Here is a 24,015-nt window from a genome sequence, read left to right as displayed (position 1 = left end):
ATGGCGAAACGTCTTCGACTTAAGTTGGCAATAATTGCCCACTACAAAGCAACCGGCTAGCAACACAGAGTGATCAAGCCGATCGGTGGATTAGAACATACGTTCGGATGACATTGTTCGGACCCGAATGGGTTACCACGACCGGGCTAGTTCGCCCGTCGACGGGGGAGCGTCCGCTTCGGCGCGGCCGCGCGCCGGTCCATCTCGCCCTGCACCCACGACGTGATCAGCCGCAGCTGCTGCCGCACGAACGCGCGGTCCTCGTCGGTGATGCGCGGGTCCTTCAGCATCGTGCGCACCTCGTCGAGTTCCGGCATCGGCAACTCGGTGAGGTCGGGCGCCTCGTCCATGTCGAGGTCGTCCATCGACGCCAGGCCGGCGGCGAACCAGAGCTTGACCGGCTTCACGCCGAGCACCGGCGCGATCCGGTTGAGGCTCGCCTTGCTCGGCTGCGCAATGCCACGCCGCCAGTTGGAGAACTGGGCCTGGGACACGCCAGTCAGCCGATTTAGCTCAGCAAAATCCTTGATGGACGCGTTGTCCATCAGGTTCCGGAGGTACCTCGCGAAGTCTTCCGCGGGCCACGGCTCGGCTGGCACACCTAAGACGTTAAGGGTCACCTCCTCGTCAGTCACTCTCTCGCGAGTAAGCGTCAAGCCTGGCACGGCGGCCCGACCGACCGCCCTCGTATTCAACTTCATCGCCTCCCCGACTTGTGTGCGCCTAAGAGTATGCACGTTCGTCGCTCGATGGGAAGGACCCGGGTCACGCCACTTGCTTGCGAGAAAGTGAGCGGGTACCTTGACTTTCGTGAGCCAAAGCGACACCACCGTGAAACTCCGGATCGACGAGTTCGACCGGCACACGAAGCTGCGCGGCTGGGCCACCGACGCGGAGCGGGCCAAGCACCTCGGTATCAGCCAGGCGACGCTGACGAACATCCGCAGCGGCAAGCAGGGCATCGGCCTGCGCTTCGTCGACGCGTGCCTCAAGCAATTCGGCCAGACCTACTACGACGTCCTCTTCGAGCGCGTCCCCGCGGCGAAGACCGAGCAGGTCACGGCCGATGCGTAGCCAGACCCCCGAGACCGTCATGACCGTCGCCGAACTCGGCGCCCGGCTGAAGATCTCCCGCGCCTCCGCGTACCGGCTCGTCGCATCCGGCGTCATCGACCGCACCTTCGTCGGCGCCGGCCGCGCAACCCGCATCACCGAGGCCGCTCTCTCGGCGTACCTCGCCCGGCAGACCAAGCCCGCGCGCAAGGCCGCCTGAAGTCCACCAAACAAGCAGGCCCCGCCCGGCGCTGGAACGCCTGCGAGGCCATGACCGGAGGAGATGCTCCGATGCCCACTACCGTAGACGAGTCCACCGGCGTCCGCGACGCCCGGCTCGCCACCCACGCCCGCCGCAGCGCCTTCGTCCTCGCCGTGCACCGCGCGGTCGAGCTCGACGGCCTGCCGATGCCCTACTCGATCGACTTCAGCAGCTACGGCGACCAGACCCACGTCACCCTCTACATGGACAGCAACGCGACCGGCGACGTCGACGACTGGGCCGAGCACCTCGTCTGCGTCACGTCCTGGGGCGGCCTCTACGAGTCCGGCGGCAAGCCGATGCGGGCCTACGAGATGGGCCGCGATACGCCGTGGCGCGGCTTCACCCTCCGGGTCCTCTCGATCGTCCTGCAGCTGGCCGAGGACGTGACGCGGTGATGACCGCCCTGCTCTTCCTCGCCGTCGGCCTCGCCGCGACGTCCGGGATCTTCTTCGCGCTCCTGTGCGTCACCGAGGGCCAGCTGAAGCGGGCCCGCGCGGCAACCGTGAAGGCCCGCGGCGAGCGCGACGAGGCGCTGCAGGAGGCCGACCGGCTGATGGACCGGCTCGCCGAGCGCATGCGCATCGAGGAGCCGTTCGACGGCGGCCCGCTCAGCCCCGACCTCGCAGCCCTGGACCGCATGACCTGGACCCTGAACGACGACGGGACCTCGGCATGCTGACCCCGACCACGCTGCTGCTCCTGCAGCTGCTCGACACTGACCTGCTCCTCGCGGCCTGGTCCGTCGCCTGCGTCGTGGCGCTGATCGGCGGCTGCGTCGTCATCTTCACCCTGACGCCGCCCAGCGACCCGTTCACCCTGCCGGTCCGGCACCAGCCGAGGCACGCCGCCGGCCGCGTCGACCAGGTCGCCGACGACACCGTCCCGCACGGCCCGCGGCACGCCCGGCACGGCGAGCAGGTGTGGCGGCCCGCGCACACGGTCGCGGCGATGCGACGCCGCGGCCAGCACCACACCGACGGCCGGCGCTGGCCCGTCGCGAACCTGCTCGATCACACACAGGACATCACCGCGGCCGAGCTGGCCGACGCTATGGGAGGTTCCGCGTGACGGCCCCGCTGCACGAGACGTACGCCGACGGCGGTCTGCGCCTGGTCGACCTCGTCGGCACCGACCTCGACGACGAGCTGCTCGTCGACGAGCCCACCCCGGCGCCGAAGCCGATCGCGGCGGGCGGCATGGAGTGGGCGCCGCAGCAGCAGGAGGCCATCCGCAAGGTCCTCGACTGGTATCAGCGGGACGGCGGCAAAGCCCGCATCGACTTCGGGCCCACCGACGAAGGCGACCAGGTGTTCCGCCTGTTCGGGTACGCCGGCACCGGCAAGACCACCCTCGCCCGCGCCATCGTCGACGAGCTCGGCCTGACCCGGGTCGCGTACGCGGCGTTCACCGGCAAGGCCGCCTACGTGTTGAGGCAGAAGTCGTGTGAGGGCGCGTCGACCGTCCACAGCCTGATCTATCAGCCTGTGGAAAAGGTCCGCGCGCACCTGGAGAAGCTCCGCGCGCAGCTCCGCACCGTAGAAGACCTGTTCGACCGCGCCGAGCTGCAGCGGGAGATCGCCCGCGAACAGGCGAAGGTCGACAGCCCAGACTGGATCCTCAAGGAGGAGTCCGAGCTCGAGCACACGCAGCTGCTCGTCCTCGACGAGGTGTCGATGGTCGGTGAGCGGATGGCCCGCGACATCCTCTCCTACGGGTGCAAGGTCCTGTGCCTCGGCGACCCGGCGCAGCTGCCGCCGGTCGACGGCGGCGGCTACTTCATCAACGCCCCCGCCGACCACCTCCTCACCGACATCCACCGCAGCGCCCTGGACTCGCCGGTCACGCGCATGGCCACCGCCATCCGCAACTCGCAGGCCGGGCAGCGGGACTACGGCGTCGCCGGCCGCGACGGTGACTCCGGTCGCCGCGAGCAGCTCACCCTCGACGAGCTCCTCGCGTTCGACCAGATCCTCGTCGGACGGAACGCCACCCGCTGGCAGGCCGTGCACATGATGCGCGCGTTCCGCGGCCTCAGCGGGCAGCGGCCGGTCGCCGGTGACAAGGTCATCGCCCTCGCCAACAGCGGCGAAGCGCAGGTGTTCAACGGGCAGCAGTTCGATGTCCTCGACTCGCGCCCGGGCGACCGCGACGACCGGTGCTGGCTGACCGTCCGCGACGACGACGGACTCGTCCGCGACGTCACCGCCTGGGCCGCCGGATTCCGCGACCTCGAAGGCGAAAAGGCAGCGAAGCGCGACGGCCGCGGCACCGTGATCGCGGCGACGTTCGCGCACGCAATCACCACCCACAAGAGCCAGGGCAGCCAGTGGCCGCGGGTCCTCGTGGTCGACGAGGCGTCCGTGTTCTACGGCGCCGCGTACCGGGAGGCCGAACGCACCCTCGGCCGCGACGCCGCGGTCACCGAGGCGCACCTGAACGGGTCCCGCTGGATGTATACCTCCGTCACGAGAGCCGCCGAGCAGGCCGTGATCGTGCCGCGGCTCAACGGGCTGGTGCGGGCATGAACACGATCACCGTCAGCGTCGCTGACCTGCGCCAGGCGCTTCGCGTGCTCGTGCCGTTCACCGACCGCACTGGCTTCGAAGTCATGGAGTGCGTGCACCTCGAGGCGGCTCGAGGCGTGCTGGATCGCGGCGCAGGCCGACGCCCTCGGCTGGCAGGTGCAGGTCGGCGACGTCGGCGACCGGCTCCTCGTCCTCGACCACATCGACCAGGAGGCGCAGGCATGAGGATCAAGTACGAGGACTGGAGCCCGGGCGCCGAAGCCCGGCAGGCCATCGCGCAGGCCAACAGCATCTGCCGCGACTACCGCGAGCAGGGCTACGACCTGACCTTGCGCCAGCTGTACTACCAGTTCGTTGCGCGGGACCTGATCCCGAACACGCAGCAGAGCTACAACCGGCTCGGCAGCATCATCAACAAGGCGCGCCTGGCCGGGATGCTCGACTGGGACTACATCGTCGACCGCACCCGTAACCTGCGCGGCAACTCCCACTGGACGACCCCCGAGTCGATCATCCGATCGGCCGCGCGGTCATTCGCGATCGACAAGTGGGCATCCCAGCCCCGCCGCGTCGAGGTCTGGGTGGAAAAGGACGCACTCGCAGGCATCGTCGGGCGGGTCGCCGAGCAGGCCGACGTCGACTACTTCGCCTGCCGCGGCTACGTCAGCCAGAGCGAACTGTGGGCCGCCGCCCAACGGCACATGCGGTACATCGCCGCCGGTCAGGGCGTCACCGTCCTGCACCTCGGCGACCACGACCCGTCCGGCATCGACATGACCCGCGACATCCGCGACCGCCTGCAGAACTTCCTCGACGTCGACTGGCTGAACGCCCACGAGGACGACTTCGACGGCAGCTCGGTCCTGGTCAAGGAGATCCGGGCCGCCATGGAAACGCACGTTGCTGGCGAACCGATCGAGGTGCGGCGCATCGCGCTCAACTACGACCAGGTCGAGCAGTACGACCCGCCGCCGAACCCGGCAAAGCTCACCGACTCGCGGGCGAGCGGCTACGTCCAGGAGCACGGCTACGAGTCGTGGGAGCTCGATGCGCTGGACCCGACCACGCTGGCCAACCTGATCCGCTCACACATCGACGGCATCCAGGACCCGGACGTGTTTTTCGTCGAGATGCAGGCGGAGCAGCGGCACCGTGAGCTGCTCGAGGCTGCCTCGGCCCGGTGGGCCGAGGTCATTGACCTGCTGGAGACCGGCCGTGGCTGACACGTTCCCCGACCGGGTCGCCCAGGCCATCGGCGACCCCGGCTCGATCACCGTCCGGAAGCTCAACGGCCGCGGCGAGCCCGAGGAGAACCTCACCCGCTGGCAGAAACGCGCCGTCCTCATGGTCATCAGCGAGCACCAGTGGGCGCCGTCCAGCGAAAACGACGGCGGCATCGCGAACCCGATCTTCGTCGCGGTCGCGCTCGCCTTCTACGGACTGCTCCTGCTCGCCGCCGGCCTGTGGCTCGGGTCGGTGTGGCTGTGACCGACGTGCTGCTCCGCGCCGCCCGCAACATCGGCGCCCTCATCCTCACCGCGGCCCTCCTCGCGCAGGCCGCCCGACGCCTCGGAGGCCACCGATGACCACCTACCGCAAGAGCGAGAAGATCGTCCGCCGCGTTGAGTTCGCCGTCCGCGCCGGGTCCGACATCGGCACCGTCAACAAGGTCGAGGCCATCGCCTTCCAGGACTGGAAGGCCCGCACCGGCAGCAACATCGGCTCCATCACCAGCGCACCCGACGACTGGTGCACGGTCCACGTCACCGACGACGAGATCGTGTTCGCGTTCACCGTCGAGCACACGCCCGATGCCGCCGCGCGCGCCGTCAAGATGGCCCGGGCCGCGACCAACGACCTGATCGAGCGTGCCACCTTCGGCCGCGGGACGGGCCCGGGTGGCAGCCTCAGCGCGGACGACCTCGGCCTCATCCACCACGCGCTCGACGGCGCCGGCATCAACGGTGTCGCATGACCACCAGCATCTCCGACGCCGAGCTCGCCGCGCTCCTCGCCGACCTGGTCGTGCCGACCACCCAGCCGACCGCCGCGCCGGCACTCGACGAGGGCGGCGTCCGCTGGACCATCAGCGGCGAACCCCTCATCGAGCAGCCCACGCCCGCCGAGCAGCCGCCAGCGCCGCGCTTCATCCCGGACGGGCCGCCGCCGTCGACCCTCGCCGTCATGCGCGACGTCCTCGCCGACCTCGACGCATCCCGGCCACGCAGCCAGCAGACCCGCATCGGCCCCTCGGAGCTCGGCACCCCCTGCCAACGCCAGCTCGCGATGAAGCTCGGCGGCGTCCCCCGCCAGCTGCCCGACCACCGGCCGCCGTGGGCGCCGATGCAGGGAACCGCCGTCCACGGCCTCATGGAAGAGGCGCTGCACCTGCACAACCAGCAGCTCGGCTACCAGCGGTGGGTCATCGAGGAACGCGTCCACATGGACGACGAGGTCAACGGCTGCGGCGACGCGTTCGACCTCGACACGGGCACCGTCGTCGACTGGAAGTTCGTCGGCACCACCGCCCTCCGCGAGGTCAAACGGAAGACGATCCCGAACCACCTCTTGGTCAAGCAGGAGTACCGGCTGCAGGCGCACCTGTACGGGTACGGGCACGAGCGCGCCGGCCGTGACGTCCGCTGGGTCAGGTTGGTCTTCCTCGCCAGGTCGCACACGTTCGACGACAGCGCCGAGTGGACCGAGGCATACAACCCGAACATCGCCATCAACGCCCTCACCAGGTACTACGAGACCCAGGACCTGATCGGCGCCCTCGACGTCGCCAACCAGCCGGCCATGTGGGACCTCGTCCCCGCGCAGCCCGGCAAGGCCTGCACCTGGTGCCCGTTCCGACGCATGGGCGGCCCGGCCGACGCGACCGGTTGCCCCGGCGACTTCGACACCGCAATCAGCAAGCAGGTCGCAGGAATCATCCCCTGACCAGCCCGAATCCAAGGAGATCACCGAAGTGGACCAGCACGCTATGGACGCCAACGCCCTGCTCATGTCCGGCGGCACCAAATCGATCAACTGGCAGGACAACCCCGTCGGCTACACCGTCATCGGCACCATCGTCGAGGCGCCCGAAGTCGCCCAGATGACCAAGTTCAAGAGCGAAGAGCTCGCGTTCTGGCCGCAGTCGGGGAAGCCGATGATGCAGATCATCGTCACGCTGCAGACGGAGCTCCGCGACCCCGCCGACCCCACCGACGACGGCAAGCGCCGCCTCCACATCCCGCCGCGCATGCAGGAACCGGTCCGTGAGGCCGTCAAGCGCGCAGAGGCTACCGGCATCGCGATCGGTGGGCGCCTCGCCGTCCGCCGCACCGGCGGGACCGGGACCCAGGGCAGCCCCTACGAGTTCGCCGCCGAATACGCACAGCCGAGCGTCGACCCCGGCAGCCTCCTCGCGGCCGGCCAGCCCGCCACCACCGCGGCGCCCGCGCAGGCCGCGCCCGCCGCGGTGCAGGGGTCGCTCATGAGCGGGTCGGCGATCGACGACACGCCACCGCCCGGCGTCGACCCGGCAAAGTGGGCCGCCCTGCCGGAGACGCAGAAGGCCGCCGTCCGCGCCGCCATGGCACCCGCCGCCGCGCCCACATCCGCCGGGTTCGGCAACGAGCCACCGTTCTAAGCCCCCTCCACCCCTGCTGATCTGCCTGCCCCGCACCGTCCCTCCCCGGTGCGGGGCAGGCCCGCTTAGACCGGAGCATCGATACCAATGACGATCACCGTCAGGCCACCCGCCGCCACCGCCGACACAGCCGCGGTCCGCAGCTGGCTGCGCATCCTGCACGGCGACAGCCCCGGCCACATCCACATCTGCTCCACCGGCGACTGGGCCGGCCGCACCTTCGCCGACCTCGACGCCGCCACCGGCTACGTCACCCACCTCGACAGCGAAGGCCGCGAAGGAATCTACGTCCGCGTCACCTCCACCCGACCCGGCCTCGCCCCGTTCAAACACGGCTGCGGCGAGACCCCGTGCGGCCTGGAAACGTCCCGGTGCCCGAAGCGGATCAAGCGCCGCGGCAGCGCGGAAGACTCCGCCGCGCTGCCCGGATTGTGGGCCGACCTCGACCTCGCCGGCCCCGGCCATGCCGAGCAGGACCTGCCGCCCGACGAGGCCGCGGGCCGCGCCGTCATCGCCGCATCGGGCCTACCCGAGCCGACCCTGTGGGTGCACTCCGGGGGAGGCCTCTACCCGATCTGGCTCCTCACCCAGCCGCACATCCTCACCGACACCAACCTCGACGCCGCCAAGCACCTCGCGAAGTCGTGGCAGGCGGTGATCGAGCACGCCGCCGCGTCGAAGGGCTGGCGGTACGGCCGCGGCGTCGGCGACCTCGCCCGCGTGCTCAGGGTGCCGGGCACCATCAACCGGAAGGAAGGCGGCGCCCGCCCCGCCCGGATCATCACCGACCCGCGCCCCACCGGCCAGCGGTACACGGTCGAGCAGCTGCAGCACGCCCTGGACGCCGCCGTCGCCCGCATCGCCCCACCCGAACCGCAGCCGCAGGCCGCCGGGTCGCCGATGCTCGGCACCGTCAGCCGGCCGGGCGACGACCTCAAACCCGGCGCCGACTTCAACACCCGCGCCGACTGGCCCTCGATCCTCAACCCCGCCGGCTGGCGCCTCCACTACACCCAGGAAGACGTCACCTACTGGACCAGGCCCGGCAAACCCAGCGGCATCTCGGCGTCGACGAACTTCCTCGGCACGGACCGGCTCAAGGTCTTCACCACCTCCGCGGCGCCGCTCGAGGGCGACGAGTCGTACAGCAAGTTCGGCGCCTACGCCGCGCTGCACTTCGGCGGCGACCACCAGGCCGCCGCCCGCGCCCTCGGCCGGCAAGGCTACGGCAGCCCACCCCCGGACCACGCCGCCGAGAACGCGCAGATGATCCGCGACATCCTCGGGCCCGCCGCCAGCACCACCGCCACGGCCGCGCCGAGTCTGCTCGAGCAGCAACGACCACCGTCGCTGTTCGACCCGCAGCCCACCCCGCCCGCCGCGGCGCCGCCGGCCGGACAGCAGCAGCCGTCGCGGGTCTGGGCGCCCGAACTCGACGTCTCCAACGCGATGCTCGCCGCCGACTGGCTCCGCGACGAGGCCGGCCGCGGCAAGCTCGCCGGGCTGTTCCGCCGCCTCGACGCCGTCGTCCACACCCCACGCGAGGGCGACGAAGGGTACGTGCCGCTCACCGAGTCGCTCGTCGACCACGACGGGCCCGCCCAGGTCCGCCCAGTCAACGACAGCACCCTCGCCAGCCGCATCAGCTACACCTACGGCGTCTACCGCGAGGTCAAACGCGGCGACGACTACGAAAAGGTCCCAGCGATCTTCTCCCGCACCGCGGCGAGGACCGCCCTCGACGTCCCCGACATGCTGCCCAACCTCCGCACGCTCCGCGGCGTCATCCACAGCCCCGTGTTCCGCGCCGACGGCACCCTCATCGAAGCGCCCGGCTACGACCCGGCGACAGGGCTGCTGCACCTGCCCGAACCCGGCCTCACCGTGCCGCCCGTCGCCGACGCACCCGACCGGGACCAGGTCGCCGCCGGCGTCCGCCTCCTCGAGGAGATGGTCGCCGGGTTCCCGTTCGTGTCGGCGCACCACAAGGCCAACGCCTACGGCGCCCTGCTCACCCCACTGTTGCGCGCGATGTGCCCGCCGCCCTACAAATTGTGGGCCGTCGAGGCGCACCAGCCCGGCTCCGGCAAGACCCTCCTCGCCAACCTCAACCGGTGGATCCACGGCGGCGTGTTCCGCGCCGAGGTGCCCGAGGACGACGCCGAACTCCGCAAGCAGATCACCAGCATCCTGAGCATCACCACCGGGCCCGTCGTCGTCCTCGACAACCTCAGCGGCGCCCTCAAGTCGTCGACGCTCGCCGGGCTGCTCACGTCGGCACAGTGGGACGACCGGCCGCTCGGCACCACCGCCTGGACACGATGCGTCAACGACCGCCTGTGGTGCATCACCGGCAACAACCTGGCCATCGGCGGCGACCTCCCACGCCGCACCTTCCGCACCGCGATCGACCCCGGCCGGCCCAACCCCGAGCTCAGGACTGGCTTCGCGATCGAGGACCTGGAGACCTGGGTACGAGAGCGCCGCGGGCAGCTGCTGCACGCGCTGCTCACCATCGTCCGCGGATGGGTCGCCGCAGGAATGCCACTCCCCGCCGCCCGCGCCAGCGACGGATACGCACGATGGGTCCGCACCATCGACGGCATCCTCCAGCACGCGGAAATCGACGGCCAATTCGACCACCACACCACGCAAATCGCGACCGGCAGCGACGATGACGACTGGGGCGACTTCCTGCACGCCGTTCACAGCCACGTCAAAGGCGAAGCGTGGACCGTCAAGGAATTGCTCGGCAAATTCAGCAACGGCAGCCTCCTATCGGACACCGTCGGCATTCCCCTCGACGCCCTCCCGGGCGATCTCGGGGACCGCGCAGCACGCCACGGCAGCGGCGTCATGGGCCTCACCAAGTCCCTCGGGAAGTGGCTCAGCAACCGCGAGGGCCGCTGGGCACGCGGCCTGACCGTCCGATCCGCTGGGGCCAGCAGCGCCAACATCAAGCTGTGGCAAATCGTGACAAGCGAGGCGCCATGAACCGGGGTATGGGCTTTGGGGGATTTAGTTCCGGCCCCCTCGCGCGCGAGGTTTACGGACCGACTACAGACCGTAATGGACCCGTGGAGCTGAAAAACGGGTCGGCCAGAACCAAACCCCAGAAAGCCCTAACCCCGCGACGAAGCCACCGCTCATGAGCGAACACCTCATCACCACCGTCGCCAAACAACACCACTGCCACCGCTGCAACGCACCAATCCTCACCGCACACGACGAAGGCTCCCCAGCACGAGTCGACGCAACCCCACTACCAAACCGCCAAGCCGAGATCACCGCACTCCTCGACGGCCGCCGCACCTACAACCACACGTCATGGGGCCACCTCTACTACCGAGACGAATGGCGAATCGCCGCACCAATCCCACCCGGCACCAAAATCCACGCCGAACACCAATGCCGCACCGACAGCCCGCAACAACTCACCCTCGACATCGGAGCAAAATGAGCCGCTCAAAAGCCAAAGGCACCGCGTGGGAAACCGCCATCGTCGCCCACCTCCGCGCCCACGGCGTCCCTCACGCCGAGCGCCGCGCCCTGGCCGGCATCCTCGACCGCGGCGACATCGCAGGCATCCCCGGCATCGTGATCGAGGCCAAGAGCGCCGCCCGCCTGGACCTCGCCGGCTGGCTTGCCGAAGCCGAATGCGAGCGCGACAACGACCACGCCAAGCACGGCATCGTCTGGGCCAAGTGCACCGGCAAGACCAGCCCCGCCGACGGCTACGTCGTCATGAGCGGCGCCACGCTCGTCCAGCTGCTCACCGAAGCCGGCTATATCGCCAAGACCGGCCGCCCGCTCACCAACGACCGGCAGCTCGTCGACGAGCTCCACGACGCATCCGGCCTGCTCGACGAGCTGCGCGGGCTCCTCCAGCGCTTCGACCTGCCCGCCGAGACCGCCCCGCCGCGCTGCACCTGCCCGCAAATCGACGTGACGCGGGCCGGGGAGAAGCCCGGTTCAGTCACAGTCCCCGGCTATGACCCGAGCTGCCCTGTCTGCCCCGACCCCTACGTCAAGCCCGTCGAGCAGGACGGAGCACCGTGACCGTCGACCCGACCGCCCTCCAGCAGGCCCGCATCGCCGTCGCCCTGCTCGCCGCCGCCTGGCCGCAACTTGCCGCCGCCGCCGACACCACGCTCACCCGGCGCGCACCGGCCGTCCGGCACTTCACCGAGGAGCAGCAGGAGATCCGCACCGCGTTCCGTGACCTGCTCGCCCGGGCCGAACGCGCCGACCGTGACGCCACCGAGCGCTACCGGGCACTGCCCTCCACCCGGCCGCCGGCCGACCTGGACATCGTCGACGTCCGCGCCAACGTCCTCCAGACCCTCCACACGGCCGTGCTGCTCGCCCGCTCCGACCTCGCGCCCTGGCTCGGCCGCCATGGGGTCCTTCTTGGCGAGCCGCCCCGCCGCGTCACCGCCGACGTCGCCCTCAGGACCACCAGATGGCTCGCAGACGCACTGGACCACGCAGGAGGCGCCACGCCGGCCGCCATCGTCAGCGAGCTACGCCCCGCCGTCCGCCGCGTCCAGCAGGTGCTCCAGTACGACCCCGACGAAGGGTGGAAGTCGCTGGGCACCATGCGCTGCCCGGCCTGCAAGCAGCGCGCCCTCTACCGCTGGGCCGGCAGCACCGACCGGCGCGCCTGGACCCGCGAGTGCCGCGCCCTGGTCGACGGCAAGCCGTGCCTCTGCCGCGGCGGCGGCAGCTGCCCATGCCGCCGTTCAGGCGCCCGCCTCCACAGCCGCCACCTGTGGGCTGCGTCATGACCGACCGCATTGTCGCCGGTGACGGCACCGTCTGGGTCACAGCCGCCGGCGGCGCCGCCGAGCTCGGCCCCGACGTCACACCCGCCCTCATCCGCAGCTGGGCATCCAGCCGCAGGCGACTCGTCACCGGGCAGCACGCCGAGGGACGCACCTGGTACAGGCTCACCGACCTGCAAGCCGCCGAGGCCCGCACGTTCGGCCGAACCAATGCTCGTACAAGCGGCCAACACGCTTGATCAGCCGAACGGCGAATGTCACAATCAGCGCCAACAGGAGACGTGTACCCATGAGCAACCGATCCCGGGCCCGCCTCACCCCCGCACAGCGCCGCGGCCGCTCAGGCCGGCCAGCAGAGCGCGTACGGCAGCAGACCTTCGAGCGGTACGGCACACGGTGCGGCATCTGCGGCCACCCCGGCGCCAGCGACAGCGACCACATCATCCCGCTCGACCTCGGCGGCGACCCGCTCGCACTGTCCAACCGGCAGCCCGTCCACGGCAAGGTGCCCTGCTACCAGTGCCCGCCCTACCCCAACGGCAAGCCCCGGCGCTGCAACCAGACCAAGGGCAACACGGTCAGCAGCGGGCGAGGCCAGCGCCGCCCCACCTCGGCGCAGCGCCGGCTCAACACCAGCGAGCCATGGTGACCCAGCGTGCGCACCTCACCTAGCGTGACCCCGCTCGGGCCACCGCTCCCGCCCTCACGCTACGTGGCGTGACCGACCGTCGAGCCCACCCCCGGTCGTCACGCCCAGTGGCTACGGACCGCCCATCCGCTCACGTTGGGTGAGGTCAGGGGGTAGGGGGTCGCCGATGAGGGCTGGTCAGGTGGACGACCCCCCGCTTCGCACCCCCCGCTTCTCTCTCCGGGGCCCTCGGCCGGATGTCACTCTGCGTAGTCATCACTCTGAGTGACATTATGCCCCTCACGCTCCGTGACCGCCATCTCAGAAGGTAGATCGGCCGTACGCGCCGGTAACTTAGGGCGGGTCCACAGTGGACGGAGCAAGGCATTGGCGGACACCGATCGACTGGCGTTGCTCATCGAGGCCCGGACCCGGCTCCGCGCCGCGATGAACGGCGACCTCTGCTGCCGGATGTGCGCCGCCGGCGTCGACCCGCCGCTTGCCGCAGTGGTCCGCGAGCTGCGCGCCGTGCTGCTGGAGATCGACCAGATGCCTGGCAGCGGGGAGGTGACTCCGCTTGACGACCTCGCTGGCGGCATCGCCGACGACCTCGCGGCACGCCGCGCCGCCCGTGAGGCGGGGTAACCGACGTCCCCGGATCTGCGTCGTCCCGCCGTACGCCCGCTCGTACGGCGACGAGGTCTCCGACTTCATGGCCCAGATCGGCCGGCCACCGGACCCGTGGCAGGCCGACGCGAACCTGGCTGCGTTCGGCGTCCAGGACGACGGGCTCTGGGCCGGGTTCGAGCAGTCGTACCTGATCCCGCGGCAGAACGGGAAGGGGTACGTCACCGACTCGATCGAGCTCGGCGGCCTGTTCCTCTTCCGTGAGCCGCTGATCTTCCACAGCGCGCACCTGTTCAAGACCAGCCGGGCCGCGTTCACGCGCCTCGAGGAGATCTGCAAGAACAGCGACTGGCTGTCCAAGCGGGTCGCCCGGGTGTCGAAGTCCAAGGGCGACGAGGGCATCTACCTCACCAAGGCCGCCGGCGGCGGGAGCCTGCAGTTCATCGCCCGCACGGAGGGCGCCGGCCGTGGCCTGACCGGCTCGACGACCGTGTTCGATGAGGCGTACGCGCTGACGATCTCGCAGTACCAGGCGCAGACACCGACGCTGTCGACGATCCCAAACCCGAGGATCATCTACACCTCGACGCCGCCGGACGAGGACACCGGGCCGATGCCCGAGGACGCGATGCTCCCGTCGGTCCGCAAGCGCGGACACCGCGGCGAGGACCGCGTCATCTGCATGGAGTGGTCGCCGCCGAAGAACTTCAATCGGCACGACATCGACGCGATCGTCGAGGAGATGTACCGCTGCAACCCGGCGCTCGGTATCCGCATCAGCGAGTGGTTCCTGCGCAAGCAGCTGATGGCGTTCCTTGAGGCGGGTAAGCCCGACAAGTTCTTCACCGAGCATCTCGGCCTGTGGCCTGCCGACCCGGACGAGCAGTGGCGGTACGTGCCGGAGGCCGACTGGACCACTGCCCACGACCCGGAGTCGCGGCGCGCGGGCCGGGTGGCGCTGTGCGTCACCATGTCGCTGGACCGGCAGTGGACCACGATCTCTGTAGCAGGGCGTCGCGGCGACGGGCTGCACCACATCGAGGTCGCCGTGTCGGAGCGCGGCACCGGCTGGGTCGCACCGAAGGTCAAGGAGCTCGTGTTGCGTCTGGCGCCGTCGGCGCTGGTGATCCCGTCGTCGTCGAACGCGGCGGCGTTGAAGCCGGACCTCGACACGGTGCTCGAGCACACCGGCACGACGGTGCGGATGATGTCGACGGCCGAGGAGGCGCAGGCCTGCGGCGGGCTCTGGGACGGGGTCTCCGGTCCGCTCCCGGCCGAGCCCGAGCCGGGCCAGCCCAGGCAGCCGTCGCCGCGCACTGTGCGGCACCGCGGCCAGGGCGTGCTCACCACGGCGATCGCTGGGGCGGTCACGAAGAAGTCCGGCGGCACGCAGACCTGGGACCACTACGCCGCGGCGGTCGACACCACGCCGGCGGCTGGCGTGGCGAACGCGCTGTGGGCGGACAAGACGTTCGGCGGGTCTGGCCCGCAGACGCTCGACGGTGACCTGATGTCCTGAGGAGGCGCGCTGTGACGACGCTGAACGCGGCCGAGCTGGCCGAGCTGCCGCTGTCGGAGCGGGTCGCCTACCGGGCCGCGGCGGTCGACTGGCGCCGGATCCTGCTGCTGGTGCTGCTTGCGCTGCCGTACGTGCTGGGCTGGACGGCCCGGCTCGTGGTGCGCACCGTCGGCTGGGTCCTGGCGTACGGGTGGGCCGCCGCGGTCGAGGGGTACGCGGCGTGCGCACCGGCCCCGAAGGGCGGCTGACGGTGGGGGCGCTCGAGCGCATCCAGGCGCGGAAGGCCGGGCTGGGTCGCAGGTCGTGGCCGGTCGGCCCGGGCTCGGTCCTCGGCACCGAGTCGTCGTGGGGCCATGACGTTTCGCAGTTCGCGCCGCTGGAGTACGGCGACTACATCGCCACCAGCAACGACGTGTACACCGTTGTGACCGCGCGGGCCCGGCTGCTCGCCGAGCTGCACCTGCGGTTCTACCGCGGCCGCGGTAGCGACAAGCAGGAGATGGCCGACCATCCGGCCGCCGACGTGTACTGGAAGGTCAACGAGTTCTGGTCGGCGGAGCGGCTCGCCCGCATGGACGAGATGGCGATGGGCCTGTGGGGTCACACTGCGTGGGCCCTCGAACCGGAGTCCCGGACGCAGCCGGCGCGGATCTGGTGGATGAAGGCGTCCCAGCTGCGCCCGGTGCCGCACGAGGAGAAGTACCTCCGGGGCTTCCTGTACGAGCCGATCCTCGGCGGCCCCGCGATCCCGTTCGAACCGCACGAGGTCGTCTGGTTCCGATACCCGAATCCGCTCGATGAGTTCGCGCCGCTGTCGCCTCTCGCGGCGGCCCGGCTCGCCGCGGACACCGCGTCGGCGATGCAGCAGGCGAACCGGAACCTGTTCATCAACGGGCTGATGGCCGGCGGCGTGATCGTCCCGGACACCGGCAACGTGACGTTCTCCAAGACGCAGGCCGAGGACCTGGAGCGCCAGTTCGCCGCCCGGATGAAGGGCGTCGACAAGGCGCACCGGTGGGCGGTCCTGCGGTACGAGGCGAAGATCCAAGGGCTCAACGTGACCCCGAAGGACGCCGAGTACATCGACGGACTGAACATGTCGTTCCGGCAGGTGTGCCGCGCGTACGGCATGCAGAGCAGCCTGCAGAACGACCTCGAGCACGCAACCCTGTCCAACGCGACCGCGTTCGAAAAGATCGAGTGGTCGCGGACGCTGCGGCCCGACGCGAACCTCCGGGCGGCCGAGATCCGCGAGCAGTACCTGCCGCGGTTCCCCGGCGGCCCGGACTGGTGCGAGTACGACTACACGCAGGTCGCGGCGTTGCAGGAGTCGGCGACCGAGGCCTGGGTGCGGGAGGCGCAGGCCCTGGACCGCGGCGCGATCACGATCAACGAATGGCGGCGTAGGCAGGGCATGCCCGACGTGCCGTGGGGCGACACCCCGTACATGCCGGTCAACAAGGCGCCCGTCGGCTCGGACGGTCAACTGCAGTTGCCGAAGTCCGATCCCGCCCCGGACCAGGCGGCCGACCCGGCCGGTCTGCCGGACGACGAGGTCAACCCCGCGAACCAGCCGGAGACACCACGGCACCTCGACCACCACGCCGCCCGGCGGCTGCTCGCCGCTCTCGCGCCGATGAATGGAGCACGGTTATGACCATCCACCGCGCGCTCGGCTACGTCGACCGGGCCAGCCTCGCCGACGGCTCGCCGCTGCGCGTCGTCATGGCGTCCGAAGGTAGGCAGGCCGACGGCATCGACCTGCGTATGTCCGGCGTCGACCTCGGCCGGTTCAACCGCAACCCGGTCCTCGGCTACGGCCACCGGTACTGGAGCCGTGACGACCTGCCGATCGGCCGGGTCGACAACGTCAAGGTCGAGGGCAAGCAGCTCGCCGGCGACCTGGTGTTCGACGAGGACGACGAGTTCGCGATGCGGTGCGAGCGGAAGATGCGCCGCGGCATCCTCTCCGCCGTGTCGATCGGCTTCGACGTCACCGAGTGGGAGAACGAGAACGACAACTACTGGCGGGGCGGCGTCGCCGTCGGCTGGGAACTGAGCGAACTGTCCGTCGTCCCGGTGCCGATGGACGCAAACGCCGTCGTCACCTCCGGCCGCGGGCTGCTCGACGAAGCCGACCGGGCAGCAGCCCGGGCCCTCGTCGACAACCTGACCGCCGAGTTCGGCGCCGAGCGGGTGCTCGCCGCGCTGCTGCGCCACGCGCTGCCCGGCGGCCCGACTCCTGAACAGCCGGCCGCGCCGGTGCAAGTCCTGACCCCGGCCATCCCGGCCGGCGTCCCCACCGATGCTGCGCGCACCCTGCTCGCGGCCTTCGCAAAGGAGTCCTGACGATGACCGACACGGTCACCCTGGACGCGCTGGCTGGCGAGATCCGGCAGCGCTTCGACGCAGTGGACCAGCAGGTGTCCGAGCGCACCTCCGACGAGAAGCTCAAGCAGCTCGTCCGCGAGGTCGCCGAGGACCTGGTCCGCACCGACACCGAGTTCGTGCGCAAGATCCGGTTCGGTGCCGAGCCGGCCGACGCGCAGATCGTCGGCACCAAGTACGCCCGCTGGGGTCTGTCGACCGGCGACGTCGAGTTCCTCTTCGACCTCATGTCGTCCCAGCGCGGCGTGCCGCGCCGCTCCGGCGGCCTGCACCCCGGCCCGTCCGAGGACCTCACCCGGACCTTCGAGGCGATTTCCGCCGCCCGCTACATGTCTGCCGACCAGGTCCGTGAACTCGACAAGGCCGCGATCGACGACCTGTTCCCGCGGATCCCGCTCGGCGAGTTCCACGGCCCGGACCGCATCCTCGCCCGCGCCGGGAAGTTCGAGCTGACCAACGCCTACCAGCGGGCCATCCGTGCGATGGACACCGCCGAGTCTGGGTTCGGCTCCCAGCTCATCGGCGCCCAGTACGTCGGCGAACTGTGGGAGGCGCCCCGCAAGCTGGGCCGGGTCTTCCCGCTGATCGACTCGTTCGAGATGGCGCACCCGACGGCGTACCTGCCGGTCGAGGTCGACATCCCGGAGATGCAGTTCGTCGCGGAGAACACGGCAAACAACAGCAACGAGTACGGCACGGTCAAGACCGGCAGCCAGCGGGTGCAGGTCGACGCCAAGAAGTTCGTCATCCACCAGATGTGGAGCGGCGAGATGGACGAGGACTCCATCATCCCGTTCATCCCGTTCCTGCGCCGGCAGGCCGGCCTGTCGGTCGCGCACTACACCGACAGCCTCGTCCTCAACGGCGACACCACGAACGCGGGCACCGGCAACATCAACCTCGACGACGCCGACCCGGCGGACACCAAGCACTACCTGGCGTTCGACGGCATCCGCCACGCGGCGCTCGTCGACAACACCGCCAACGGCACCGACGCGGCCGGCACCCTCACGCTCGCGAAGCTGCACAACATGCGCGGGCTGATGCTGGACAAGACCCGCCTCGTCGACTGGGGCCACCCGACGAACAAGGGCGACCTCGTCTACTTCTCCGACCCGGAGACCGCCGACGCGATCGCCCAGCTCGACGACGTCCTCACCGTCGACAAGTACGGCAGCAACGCCACGATCCTCAACGGCGAGGTGTCCCAGATCGCCGGGCACTCCCACGTGTCCACCATCGCGATCTCCCGCACCGAGGCCGACGGCAAGGTGTCGACGACCGCGAACAACAACACCAAGGGCCAGGTCGTCGCGACCAACCTGCGCGGCTACAAGGTCGGCTGGCGGCGCCGGGTCATGGTCGAGACCGAGCGGCTCCCCGCCCGCGACCAGACCCGCATCGTCTACAGCCTGCGCCTCGGGTTCGGCCGGTTCACCCCGACCGGCGCCGCGTCGGGCATCGAGTCCACCGCGGTCCTCTACAACATCTGACCGAAGTCGGCCGGGCCCCGCGCGGGGCCCGGCCGCGCTGTCCGAAGGAGGACACACCGATGTCACGTGAGCGGATCGCGACCGCGCCGACCGGCCGCAGCAACCGGTTCTCGGCCAGGACCGCCGAGACCCTGGCCGGCGCCCGGGTCATCACCCAGGACGAGGTCGAGACCTACCAGGCGTTCGCCTTCGACCCGGGCGGCGCCGGACGCAACGTCGACCTGCCCGCGGTCGGCGCGTGCGCCGGCGTCTACCTGTACATCTCCAACACCGCTGACGCCGCCGAGGTCCTGACCATCCGGACCTCGGCCGGGGCCACGATTGTCACGCCGACGCAGAACGAGACCGCGATGGTCTGGTGTGACGGCGTGCGCTGGTACGGGATGGTCGGTGACCAGGCATGAAGTACACCGTCGTGCACGCGTACACCGCCGCCCGGGACGGCCAGCGGTTCGGGCCGTGGGTGGAGGGCGAAGAGGTGGACCTGGACCAGGCCGACGCCGACTGGATCAACCGCGACTCGCCGGGCTGCCTCAAGGAGACGAAGGCGGCCGAGCGGCAGCAGCCGAAGACCGCCGACCGGCAGCACCGCGGCGGCGCGAACCGGGGCGCCTGATGGCCGACATCCTCGAGGGCCCGCTCGAGATGAAGCGGCACGACGACGGCCGGGTCGAGATCCTCCAGGCGCCGCCGCGCACCACCATCTCGCTGGAGTTCCTGATGACCGCGGACCAGCACCTCGTCCGGGTGTCCGGGTCGCGGCTCCGGCTCGCGGGCCAGGTCGAATACCGGGTGGTCGGCTGGGACCCGGTCCAGCACGCGCTGATCGCGGAGAGGACCAGCTGATGGGCGACTTCGTCTTCAACATCGCCAAGGGCAAGGTCGCCTACTACGGCACCCTGCCCGCCGCCAACGACGCCCTGATCGTCATCCCGATCGAGGCGTCCGGCGTCGAGTCCGACGCCACGCTGCAGGACTACGATGACGTGGCGACGCTGCTCGCCGCAGCGACGAACGAGCAGTCGACGATGGGCCGCAAGACCATCACCTCGGTGACCGTGACGGTCGACGACACCAACAACCGAGTCGACGTCGACTTCGCCGACATCACCTGGACCGCCGCGACCGGCAACGCGATCTCCGACCTGCTCGTCTGCTACGACCCGGACACCACCGGCGGCACCGACAGCTCACTGATCCCGCTGACCTGGCACGACTTCTCCATCACCCCGGACGGCTCCGACGTCATAGCAACGGTCGACAACATCTTCCGGGCGTCCTGATGGCAACCCAGGCCAGGGGCGACGTCCTACAGTCGCCGTGGGTCTCGCGGTTCGCCGACTACCAGGACAAGGCGATCACGATCACGGTCACGTTCAACAACGCGACCCGGTCGATCACCGGCGGCAGCATCACTCGCGACGCCGGGTGCGTGTTCACGAAGGTCCTCATCGGTGTGGGCGGCGACGGTCGGCCGGACTCGACGGACAAGGTGTTCAACGTCGGCGGCCTGGAGGGCACGCAGAGCGTCGGCAAGGCGCCGTTCACCGCCCGCGGCTTCAACACGGTCGAGGACATCCAGGCGCTCCAGATCACCGCCAGCCCATAAGGGGGGCGCCGTGGCCTTCGGCGACGCCGACCCGAGCACGCCCGCATTCGTCAAGGCCAACAGCGGCACGAAGGCCGCCACCACGGCGAGCTTCACCCCGCCGGTCGGGGCGCTTCTCGTGGCGTTCGCGTGGCACGACACCGCAGGCGGCAACCTCAACAACACCAGTCAGGTCACCGACAGCCAGGGCTTGACCTGGACACGTCGCGTCACGCATTCCAAGCAGGACGACACGTCGGCCGCGAACAACGGCCACATCGCGATCAGTACTGCCGTTGTCACGTCCAGCGTGGCGATGACCGTGACGACGACGGGCACGAACACCAACAACCCGGCCGCCCTATACGTCAGGGTGATCACCGGTGCGGACACGACCACGCCGATGGACGCCACCCCGACCGAGGGGCACAACACCAACGCGGTCATCTCGCTGGCCATCACCACCGCCACCACCGGCGCCCGGGTCTTCCTGATCGCTTGCGACTGGAACCTCGCCGCCAACATGACGGCCGGTGCCAACCAGACCGCGATCGTCGCCGACGGCATCGGCGGCCCCGACATGCGGGTCTACGCGGCCGTGCAGAACGCGGTGACCAGCCCGGCCGGGTCGGTCACCATGTCCACCGCGACGCCGTCGACGGGCAACACAAACAACTACGCGGTCATCGCGGTGCGGCCATCAGCAGGCGGGTCACAGTCGGCCCCGGCCAATACCGCCACCGAGACCGATACCGCGGTTGCACTTGGTCGGCAGAAGGCCCGGGCCGTCGGGACTGCTGCCGGAACTGATGCCGCAACCACCTTCGGCCGGGCCAAGCACCGCACGGTCGGCGTGTCGGCCGAGACCGACTCGGCAACAGCGCTCGGCCGAGCCAAGCGCCGCGCTGCTGGCGCCGCCACCGAGACTGACACTGCGGTAGCCGTCGCCCGGGCGAAGGCGCGCACCGTCGGACTGCCGGCCGAGACCGACGCTGCCCAGCCACTGGGCCGGAGCAAGGTCCGGCTGCTCGGCATCGCCACCGAGAACGGCACGGCGCTGCCGATCACCACGAGCGGCATGCACCTGGTTGGCCCTGCCGCCGAGACGGACACCGCGACACCTCTGGGACGGGTGAAGGCCCGCACGACCGGGACGGCAGCCGCCCTCGAGGCAGCGCTGCCGCTCACCCGCGTCAAGGCCCGCACTCTGGGCACCGCCACCGAGACCGGCCTTGCGCTGCAGGTCGAGGCATCCGGCGGCAGCACCCCGCCAGCAGCGGCCCGGACTCTGATCGACGGCCCGCGCAAGGCGGGGCAACGTCCGCTCGACTCGACCCGCGGCACCATGCGCCCGCGTAGACGGAGGTGACCGGGTGACGATCACCAACGGCTACGCGACCCTCGTCGAGTTCCGCGAACACATCGGCGACACCGCCGGCGTGGCCGTCACTGGCCGGGTCGAGCGGGCCATCACCGCCGCGTCGCGCGCCATCGACAAGCACTGCGGCTACCCGCACCGGCGGTTCTGGCTCGACGCCACTGCGGCACCGAAGGTGTACCGGCCCGACGACCCGTACGAGGTGTGGGTCCACGACATCGGCTCGCAAGCCGGGCTGGTCATCGCCACCGACACCACCAGCGACGGCAGCTACTCCACCACGTGGGACAGCGCCGACTACCAGCTGGAGCCTCTCGACGCCGACGGCGGTGACGCCGCCTACGCCTGGTGGCGAATCGTCGCCGTCGACGAGAAGACCTTCCCGGTCTCCCGTTACCGGACGACGCTGCAGGTCACCGCCCGCTGGGGCTGGTCCGCGATCCCCGACGACGTCAACCAGGCATGCCTCATCAAGGCTGCCGCGCTGTACGAGCGGACCAACAGCCCCGACGGCATCCACGCCGTCGACGGGTTCGGCGCCGTCCGGATCAGCCGGCACGGCGACCCGGACGTCGTGGACCTGCTCGGCCCGTACCGGCGCATGGACGTGGTGGGCATCTGATGGCTTCCCTCGAACAGATCCGCGCCGCGGTCAAAGCCACCCTCGAGGCGGCCATCCCCGACTTCCAGGTGCACGAGCGTGTCCCGGCCAAGCCGGTCCCGCCATGCGCGCTGGTCCTGCCGGGGACAGCGGACTTCGTGGTGTCGATGGGCCGCGGCACCGACACGTGGACCTTCGACCTGACCGTGCTCGCACCGACCGGCGACCTCGTCGTCGCCCAGGCGGTGCTCGACCCGTACATCACCGGCGCCGGAGACAAGTCGATCCGGCAGGCGATCTTCAACGCTCGCACCCTCGGCCTGGTCGGCACCGACGCGCACGTCGCCGGAATGTCTGAGTACGGCGGCCTGCACGACTACGCCGGCGGCTCCCACGTCGGCGCCACCCTCCGGCTCATCGTCCACACGCCCGGCAACGAATAGGGGAGCCATGCCCAACATCAAGTTCTGCGTCGAAGACCGGTGCACAAAGATCGCGATCGCCGCGCACCGCAGCCGCGACCACTGCCGCGACCACTACCTCGAGCTCGTCGAGCCGCACCTCGTAACCGCCACCGTCGTCGCCGCCGAGCGTGGCGCGAGGGGTGAGGTCCCCGGCGTGTCCGGCGTCGACGGCGTCACCGTCCGCGCCGGCGGCACCGTCCGGCTCGACCCGGAAGAGACGAACCTCGCGGCCCTCGTCTACGCCGGGCTGATCGAGCTGGCCCCGGACACGGTCGACCTGCTGAAGAAGGCGAGCTGACCCATGTCCACGTACGCCGCCCTGCAGCACACCATGTTCCTCGGCGGCTACGACCTGGGCCCGGATCTGACCAAGATGGGGCTGAACCTCCAGCACGCGGCGCTGGAGGACACCCGGTTCGGGATGGTCGGCCGGTCCAGGATCGGCGGTCTGCAGGACGTCACCGCGAACGCGAACGGCTTCCACCAGGTCGGCGTCGGCCTGAACGACCAGGCAATCTGGGACGCCGTGACGTCCCAGGTGCAGGTCATCACGCAGACGCCCACCGGCAGTGCTGGTGACGTCGCCTACTTCCACCAGGCCAGCAAGTTCGGGCAGAGCCTGTTCGGTGACGTCGGTGTTGTCGCCCCGTTCTCGATCGCGACGCAGGGCGTTCGCGGCGCCGGGTCGCTGTCCGTCGGCGCGGTCCGCGGCCGGCTGCTCGTACCCAAGGGCAACATCTCCGCGACCGGCGTCGCTGGGTCCGTCGTCCAGGTCGGCGCCGTCGCGTCCGGCAAGTATCTGTACTGCGCCGTGCACTGCTTCAGCATCGGCACCAGCTTCACGCTGCAGATCCAGTCCGACGACGCGAGCAACTTCCCGAGCGCCACGACGCGGATGACGACGCCGTCGATCACCGCCGTCGGCAGTACCTGGGTGACCCGCGTGGCCGGGCCGATCACCGACGACTACTGGCGCGTCAACGTCTCGGCCATCACCGGCACCTCGAACATCGCCGTCGCCATCGGCATCAAGTAACAGCCCAACCACCGATCACCCGCCGGCCA

The 24,015-nt window shown here is 70.3% G+C and carries 34 protein-coding genes; 33 read left to right on the top strand and 1 reads right to left on the bottom strand.

Annotated elements, in window-relative coordinates:
• Window positions 1-146 precede the first annotated feature (146 nt).
• The gene (locus tag ACZ6TV_RS09950) at window positions 147-635 is read right to left on the bottom strand and encodes a helix-turn-helix domain-containing protein (protein WP_465296786.1); all 489 of its coding nucleotides are present in this window, start codon (window positions 633-635) and stop codon (window positions 147-149) included.
• 175 nt (window positions 636-810) lie between these two features.
• On the opposite strand from ACZ6TV_RS09950, the gene ACZ6TV_RS09945 reads away from it, so the two are divergent.
• The 33 genes from ACZ6TV_RS09945 (at window position 811) to ACZ6TV_RS09785 (ending at window position 23,986) form a co-directional block, all read left to right on the top strand.
• Window positions 811-1,074 carry a hypothetical protein gene (locus tag ACZ6TV_RS09945; RefSeq protein WP_465296785.1) on the top strand — a complete coding sequence of 88 codons (264 nt, stop codon included), beginning with the start codon at window positions 811-813 and terminating at the stop codon, window positions 1,072-1,074.
• Window positions 1,067-1,273 carry a helix-turn-helix domain-containing protein gene (locus tag ACZ6TV_RS09940; RefSeq protein ID WP_465296784.1) on the top strand — a complete coding sequence of 69 codons (207 nt, stop codon included), beginning with the start codon at window positions 1,067-1,069 and terminating at the stop codon, window positions 1,271-1,273. Before ACZ6TV_RS09945 ends, ACZ6TV_RS09940 begins: the two co-directional genes overlap by 8 nt.
• Window positions 1,274-1,344: 71 nt before the next feature.
• Window positions 1,345-1,713 carry a hypothetical protein gene (locus tag ACZ6TV_RS09935; RefSeq protein WP_465296783.1) on the top strand — a complete coding sequence of 123 codons (369 nt, stop codon included), beginning with the start codon at window positions 1,345-1,347 and terminating at the stop codon, window positions 1,711-1,713.
• Window positions 1,713-1,997: a hypothetical protein gene (locus ACZ6TV_RS09930; protein ID WP_465296782.1), complete on the top strand. Its 285-nt coding sequence runs from the start codon at window positions 1,713-1,715 to the stop codon at window positions 1,995-1,997. Before ACZ6TV_RS09935 ends, ACZ6TV_RS09930 begins: the two co-directional genes overlap by 1 nt.
• Window positions 1,991-2,386, top strand: coding sequence for a hypothetical protein (locus tag ACZ6TV_RS09925; protein ID WP_465296781.1), 396 nt, complete (start codon window positions 1,991-1,993; stop codon window positions 2,384-2,386). Before ACZ6TV_RS09930 ends, ACZ6TV_RS09925 begins: the two co-directional genes overlap by 7 nt.
• Window positions 2,383-3,843, top strand: a complete 1,461-nt coding sequence (locus tag ACZ6TV_RS09920) for an ATP-dependent DNA helicase (RefSeq protein ID WP_465296780.1) — start codon at window positions 2,383-2,385, stop codon at window positions 3,841-3,843. Before ACZ6TV_RS09925 ends, ACZ6TV_RS09920 begins: the two co-directional genes overlap by 4 nt.
• A 221-nt stretch (window positions 3,844-4,064) precedes the next feature.
• Complete coding sequence (locus ACZ6TV_RS09915) at window positions 4,065-5,066, top strand: hypothetical protein (RefSeq protein WP_465296779.1); 1,002 nt, start codon at window positions 4,065-4,067, stop codon at window positions 5,064-5,066.
• Window positions 5,059-5,331: a hypothetical protein gene (locus ACZ6TV_RS09910; RefSeq protein WP_465296778.1), complete on the top strand. Its 273-nt coding sequence runs from the start codon at window positions 5,059-5,061 to the stop codon at window positions 5,329-5,331. The genes ACZ6TV_RS09915 and ACZ6TV_RS09910 overlap by 8 nt, the downstream gene beginning before the upstream one ends.
• A gap of 94 nt (window positions 5,332-5,425) precedes the next feature.
• Complete coding sequence (locus tag ACZ6TV_RS09905) at window positions 5,426-5,818, top strand: hypothetical protein (RefSeq protein ID WP_465296777.1); 393 nt, start codon at window positions 5,426-5,428, stop codon at window positions 5,816-5,818.
• Window positions 5,815-6,786: a hypothetical protein gene (locus ACZ6TV_RS09900; protein WP_465296776.1), complete on the top strand. Its 972-nt coding sequence runs from the start codon at window positions 5,815-5,817 to the stop codon at window positions 6,784-6,786. The genes ACZ6TV_RS09905 and ACZ6TV_RS09900 overlap by 4 nt, the downstream gene beginning before the upstream one ends.
• Before the next feature lie 28 nt (window positions 6,787-6,814).
• Window positions 6,815-7,480: a hypothetical protein gene (locus ACZ6TV_RS09895; protein WP_465296775.1), complete on the top strand. Its 666-nt coding sequence runs from the start codon at window positions 6,815-6,817 to the stop codon at window positions 7,478-7,480.
• Between the two features lie 87 nt (window positions 7,481-7,567).
• Window positions 7,568-10,474, top strand: coding sequence for a hypothetical protein (locus ACZ6TV_RS09890; RefSeq protein ID WP_465296774.1), 2,907 nt, complete (start codon window positions 7,568-7,570; stop codon window positions 10,472-10,474).
• A 154-nt stretch (window positions 10,475-10,628) separates the two neighbouring features.
• Window positions 10,629-10,940, top strand: a complete 312-nt coding sequence (locus ACZ6TV_RS09885) for a hypothetical protein (RefSeq protein WP_465296773.1) — start codon at window positions 10,629-10,631, stop codon at window positions 10,938-10,940.
• Window positions 10,937-11,539 carry a hypothetical protein gene (locus ACZ6TV_RS09880; protein ID WP_465296772.1) on the top strand — a complete coding sequence of 201 codons (603 nt, stop codon included), beginning with the start codon at window positions 10,937-10,939 and terminating at the stop codon, window positions 11,537-11,539. The genes ACZ6TV_RS09885 and ACZ6TV_RS09880 overlap by 4 nt, the downstream gene beginning before the upstream one ends.
• The gene (locus ACZ6TV_RS09875; protein WP_465296771.1) at window positions 11,536-12,267 is read left to right on the top strand and encodes a hypothetical protein; all 732 of its coding nucleotides are present in this window, start codon (window positions 11,536-11,538) and stop codon (window positions 12,265-12,267) included. The genes ACZ6TV_RS09880 and ACZ6TV_RS09875 overlap by 4 nt, the downstream gene beginning before the upstream one ends.
• Complete coding sequence (locus ACZ6TV_RS09870; protein WP_465296770.1) at window positions 12,264-12,503, top strand: hypothetical protein; 240 nt, start codon at window positions 12,264-12,266, stop codon at window positions 12,501-12,503. The genes ACZ6TV_RS09875 and ACZ6TV_RS09870 overlap by 4 nt, the downstream gene beginning before the upstream one ends.
• 50 nt (window positions 12,504-12,553) lie before the next feature.
• Window positions 12,554-12,913 (top strand): HNH endonuclease, encoded by a 360-nt coding sequence (locus tag ACZ6TV_RS09865; RefSeq protein WP_465296769.1) that lies wholly within the window; start codon window positions 12,554-12,556, stop codon window positions 12,911-12,913.
• 366 nt (window positions 12,914-13,279) lie between these two features.
• Entirely contained in the window at window positions 13,280-13,537 is a 258-nt protein-coding gene (locus ACZ6TV_RS09860; RefSeq protein ID WP_465296768.1) for a hypothetical protein, read from the top strand.
• Window positions 13,524-15,038, top strand: coding sequence for a hypothetical protein (locus ACZ6TV_RS09855; protein ID WP_465296767.1), 1,515 nt, complete (start codon window positions 13,524-13,526; stop codon window positions 15,036-15,038). The genes ACZ6TV_RS09860 and ACZ6TV_RS09855 overlap by 14 nt, the downstream gene beginning before the upstream one ends.
• 11 nt (window positions 15,039-15,049) lie before the next feature.
• Window positions 15,050-15,286, top strand: a complete 237-nt coding sequence (locus ACZ6TV_RS09850; protein WP_465296766.1) for a hypothetical protein — start codon at window positions 15,050-15,052, stop codon at window positions 15,284-15,286.
• Entirely contained in the window at window positions 15,259-16,695 is a 1,437-nt protein-coding gene (locus ACZ6TV_RS09845) for a phage portal protein (RefSeq protein WP_465296765.1), read from the top strand. Before ACZ6TV_RS09850 ends, ACZ6TV_RS09845 begins: the two co-directional genes overlap by 28 nt.
• The gene (locus ACZ6TV_RS09840; protein WP_465296764.1) at window positions 16,692-17,387 is read left to right on the top strand and encodes an HK97 family phage prohead protease; all 696 of its coding nucleotides are present in this window, start codon (window positions 16,692-16,694) and stop codon (window positions 17,385-17,387) included. The genes ACZ6TV_RS09845 and ACZ6TV_RS09840 overlap by 4 nt, the downstream gene beginning before the upstream one ends.
• Before the next feature lie 2 nt (window positions 17,388-17,389).
• The gene (locus tag ACZ6TV_RS09835; RefSeq protein ID WP_465296763.1) at window positions 17,390-18,919 is read left to right on the top strand and encodes a major capsid protein; all 1,530 of its coding nucleotides are present in this window, start codon (window positions 17,390-17,392) and stop codon (window positions 18,917-18,919) included.
• Between the two features lie 59 nt (window positions 18,920-18,978).
• On the top strand, window positions 18,979-19,323 hold the full coding sequence (locus ACZ6TV_RS09830; protein WP_465296762.1) for a hypothetical protein: 345 nt from the start codon (window positions 18,979-18,981) through the stop codon (window positions 19,321-19,323).
• Window positions 19,320-19,535, top strand: a complete 216-nt coding sequence (locus ACZ6TV_RS09825; protein WP_465296761.1) for a hypothetical protein — start codon at window positions 19,320-19,322, stop codon at window positions 19,533-19,535. Before ACZ6TV_RS09830 ends, ACZ6TV_RS09825 begins: the two co-directional genes overlap by 4 nt.
• Window positions 19,535-19,765 carry a hypothetical protein gene (locus tag ACZ6TV_RS09820; protein ID WP_465296760.1) on the top strand — a complete coding sequence of 77 codons (231 nt, stop codon included), beginning with the start codon at window positions 19,535-19,537 and terminating at the stop codon, window positions 19,763-19,765. The genes ACZ6TV_RS09825 and ACZ6TV_RS09820 overlap by 1 nt, the downstream gene beginning before the upstream one ends.
• Window positions 19,765-20,202, top strand: coding sequence for a hypothetical protein (locus tag ACZ6TV_RS09815; RefSeq protein ID WP_465296759.1), 438 nt, complete (start codon window positions 19,765-19,767; stop codon window positions 20,200-20,202). Before ACZ6TV_RS09820 ends, ACZ6TV_RS09815 begins: the two co-directional genes overlap by 1 nt.
• Window positions 20,202-20,528 (top strand): hypothetical protein, encoded by a 327-nt coding sequence (locus ACZ6TV_RS09810; RefSeq protein ID WP_465296758.1) that lies wholly within the window; start codon window positions 20,202-20,204, stop codon window positions 20,526-20,528. The genes ACZ6TV_RS09815 and ACZ6TV_RS09810 overlap by 1 nt, the downstream gene beginning before the upstream one ends.
• 10 nt (window positions 20,529-20,538) lie before the next feature.
• Entirely contained in the window at window positions 20,539-21,876 is a 1,338-nt protein-coding gene (locus tag ACZ6TV_RS09805; protein WP_465296757.1) for a hypothetical protein, read from the top strand.
• Window positions 21,877-21,880: 4 nt separating this feature from the next.
• Complete coding sequence (locus ACZ6TV_RS09800) at window positions 21,881-22,507, top strand: hypothetical protein (protein WP_465296756.1); 627 nt, start codon at window positions 21,881-21,883, stop codon at window positions 22,505-22,507.
• The gene (locus ACZ6TV_RS09795; RefSeq protein ID WP_465296755.1) at window positions 22,507-22,929 is read left to right on the top strand and encodes a hypothetical protein; all 423 of its coding nucleotides are present in this window, start codon (window positions 22,507-22,509) and stop codon (window positions 22,927-22,929) included. Before ACZ6TV_RS09800 ends, ACZ6TV_RS09795 begins: the two co-directional genes overlap by 1 nt.
• A gap of 7 nt (window positions 22,930-22,936) precedes the next feature.
• The gene (locus tag ACZ6TV_RS09790) at window positions 22,937-23,248 is read left to right on the top strand and encodes a hypothetical protein (protein ID WP_465296754.1); all 312 of its coding nucleotides are present in this window, start codon (window positions 22,937-22,939) and stop codon (window positions 23,246-23,248) included.
• A gap of 3 nt (window positions 23,249-23,251) precedes the next feature.
• Entirely contained in the window at window positions 23,252-23,986 is a 735-nt protein-coding gene (locus ACZ6TV_RS09785; protein WP_465296753.1) for a hypothetical protein, read from the top strand.
• Window positions 23,987-24,015: the final 29 nt, after the last annotated feature.

Source organism: Dactylosporangium sp. NPDC051087, assembly GCF_055586325.1.
This window is presented reverse-complemented; position numbering and strand designations above follow the sequence as displayed.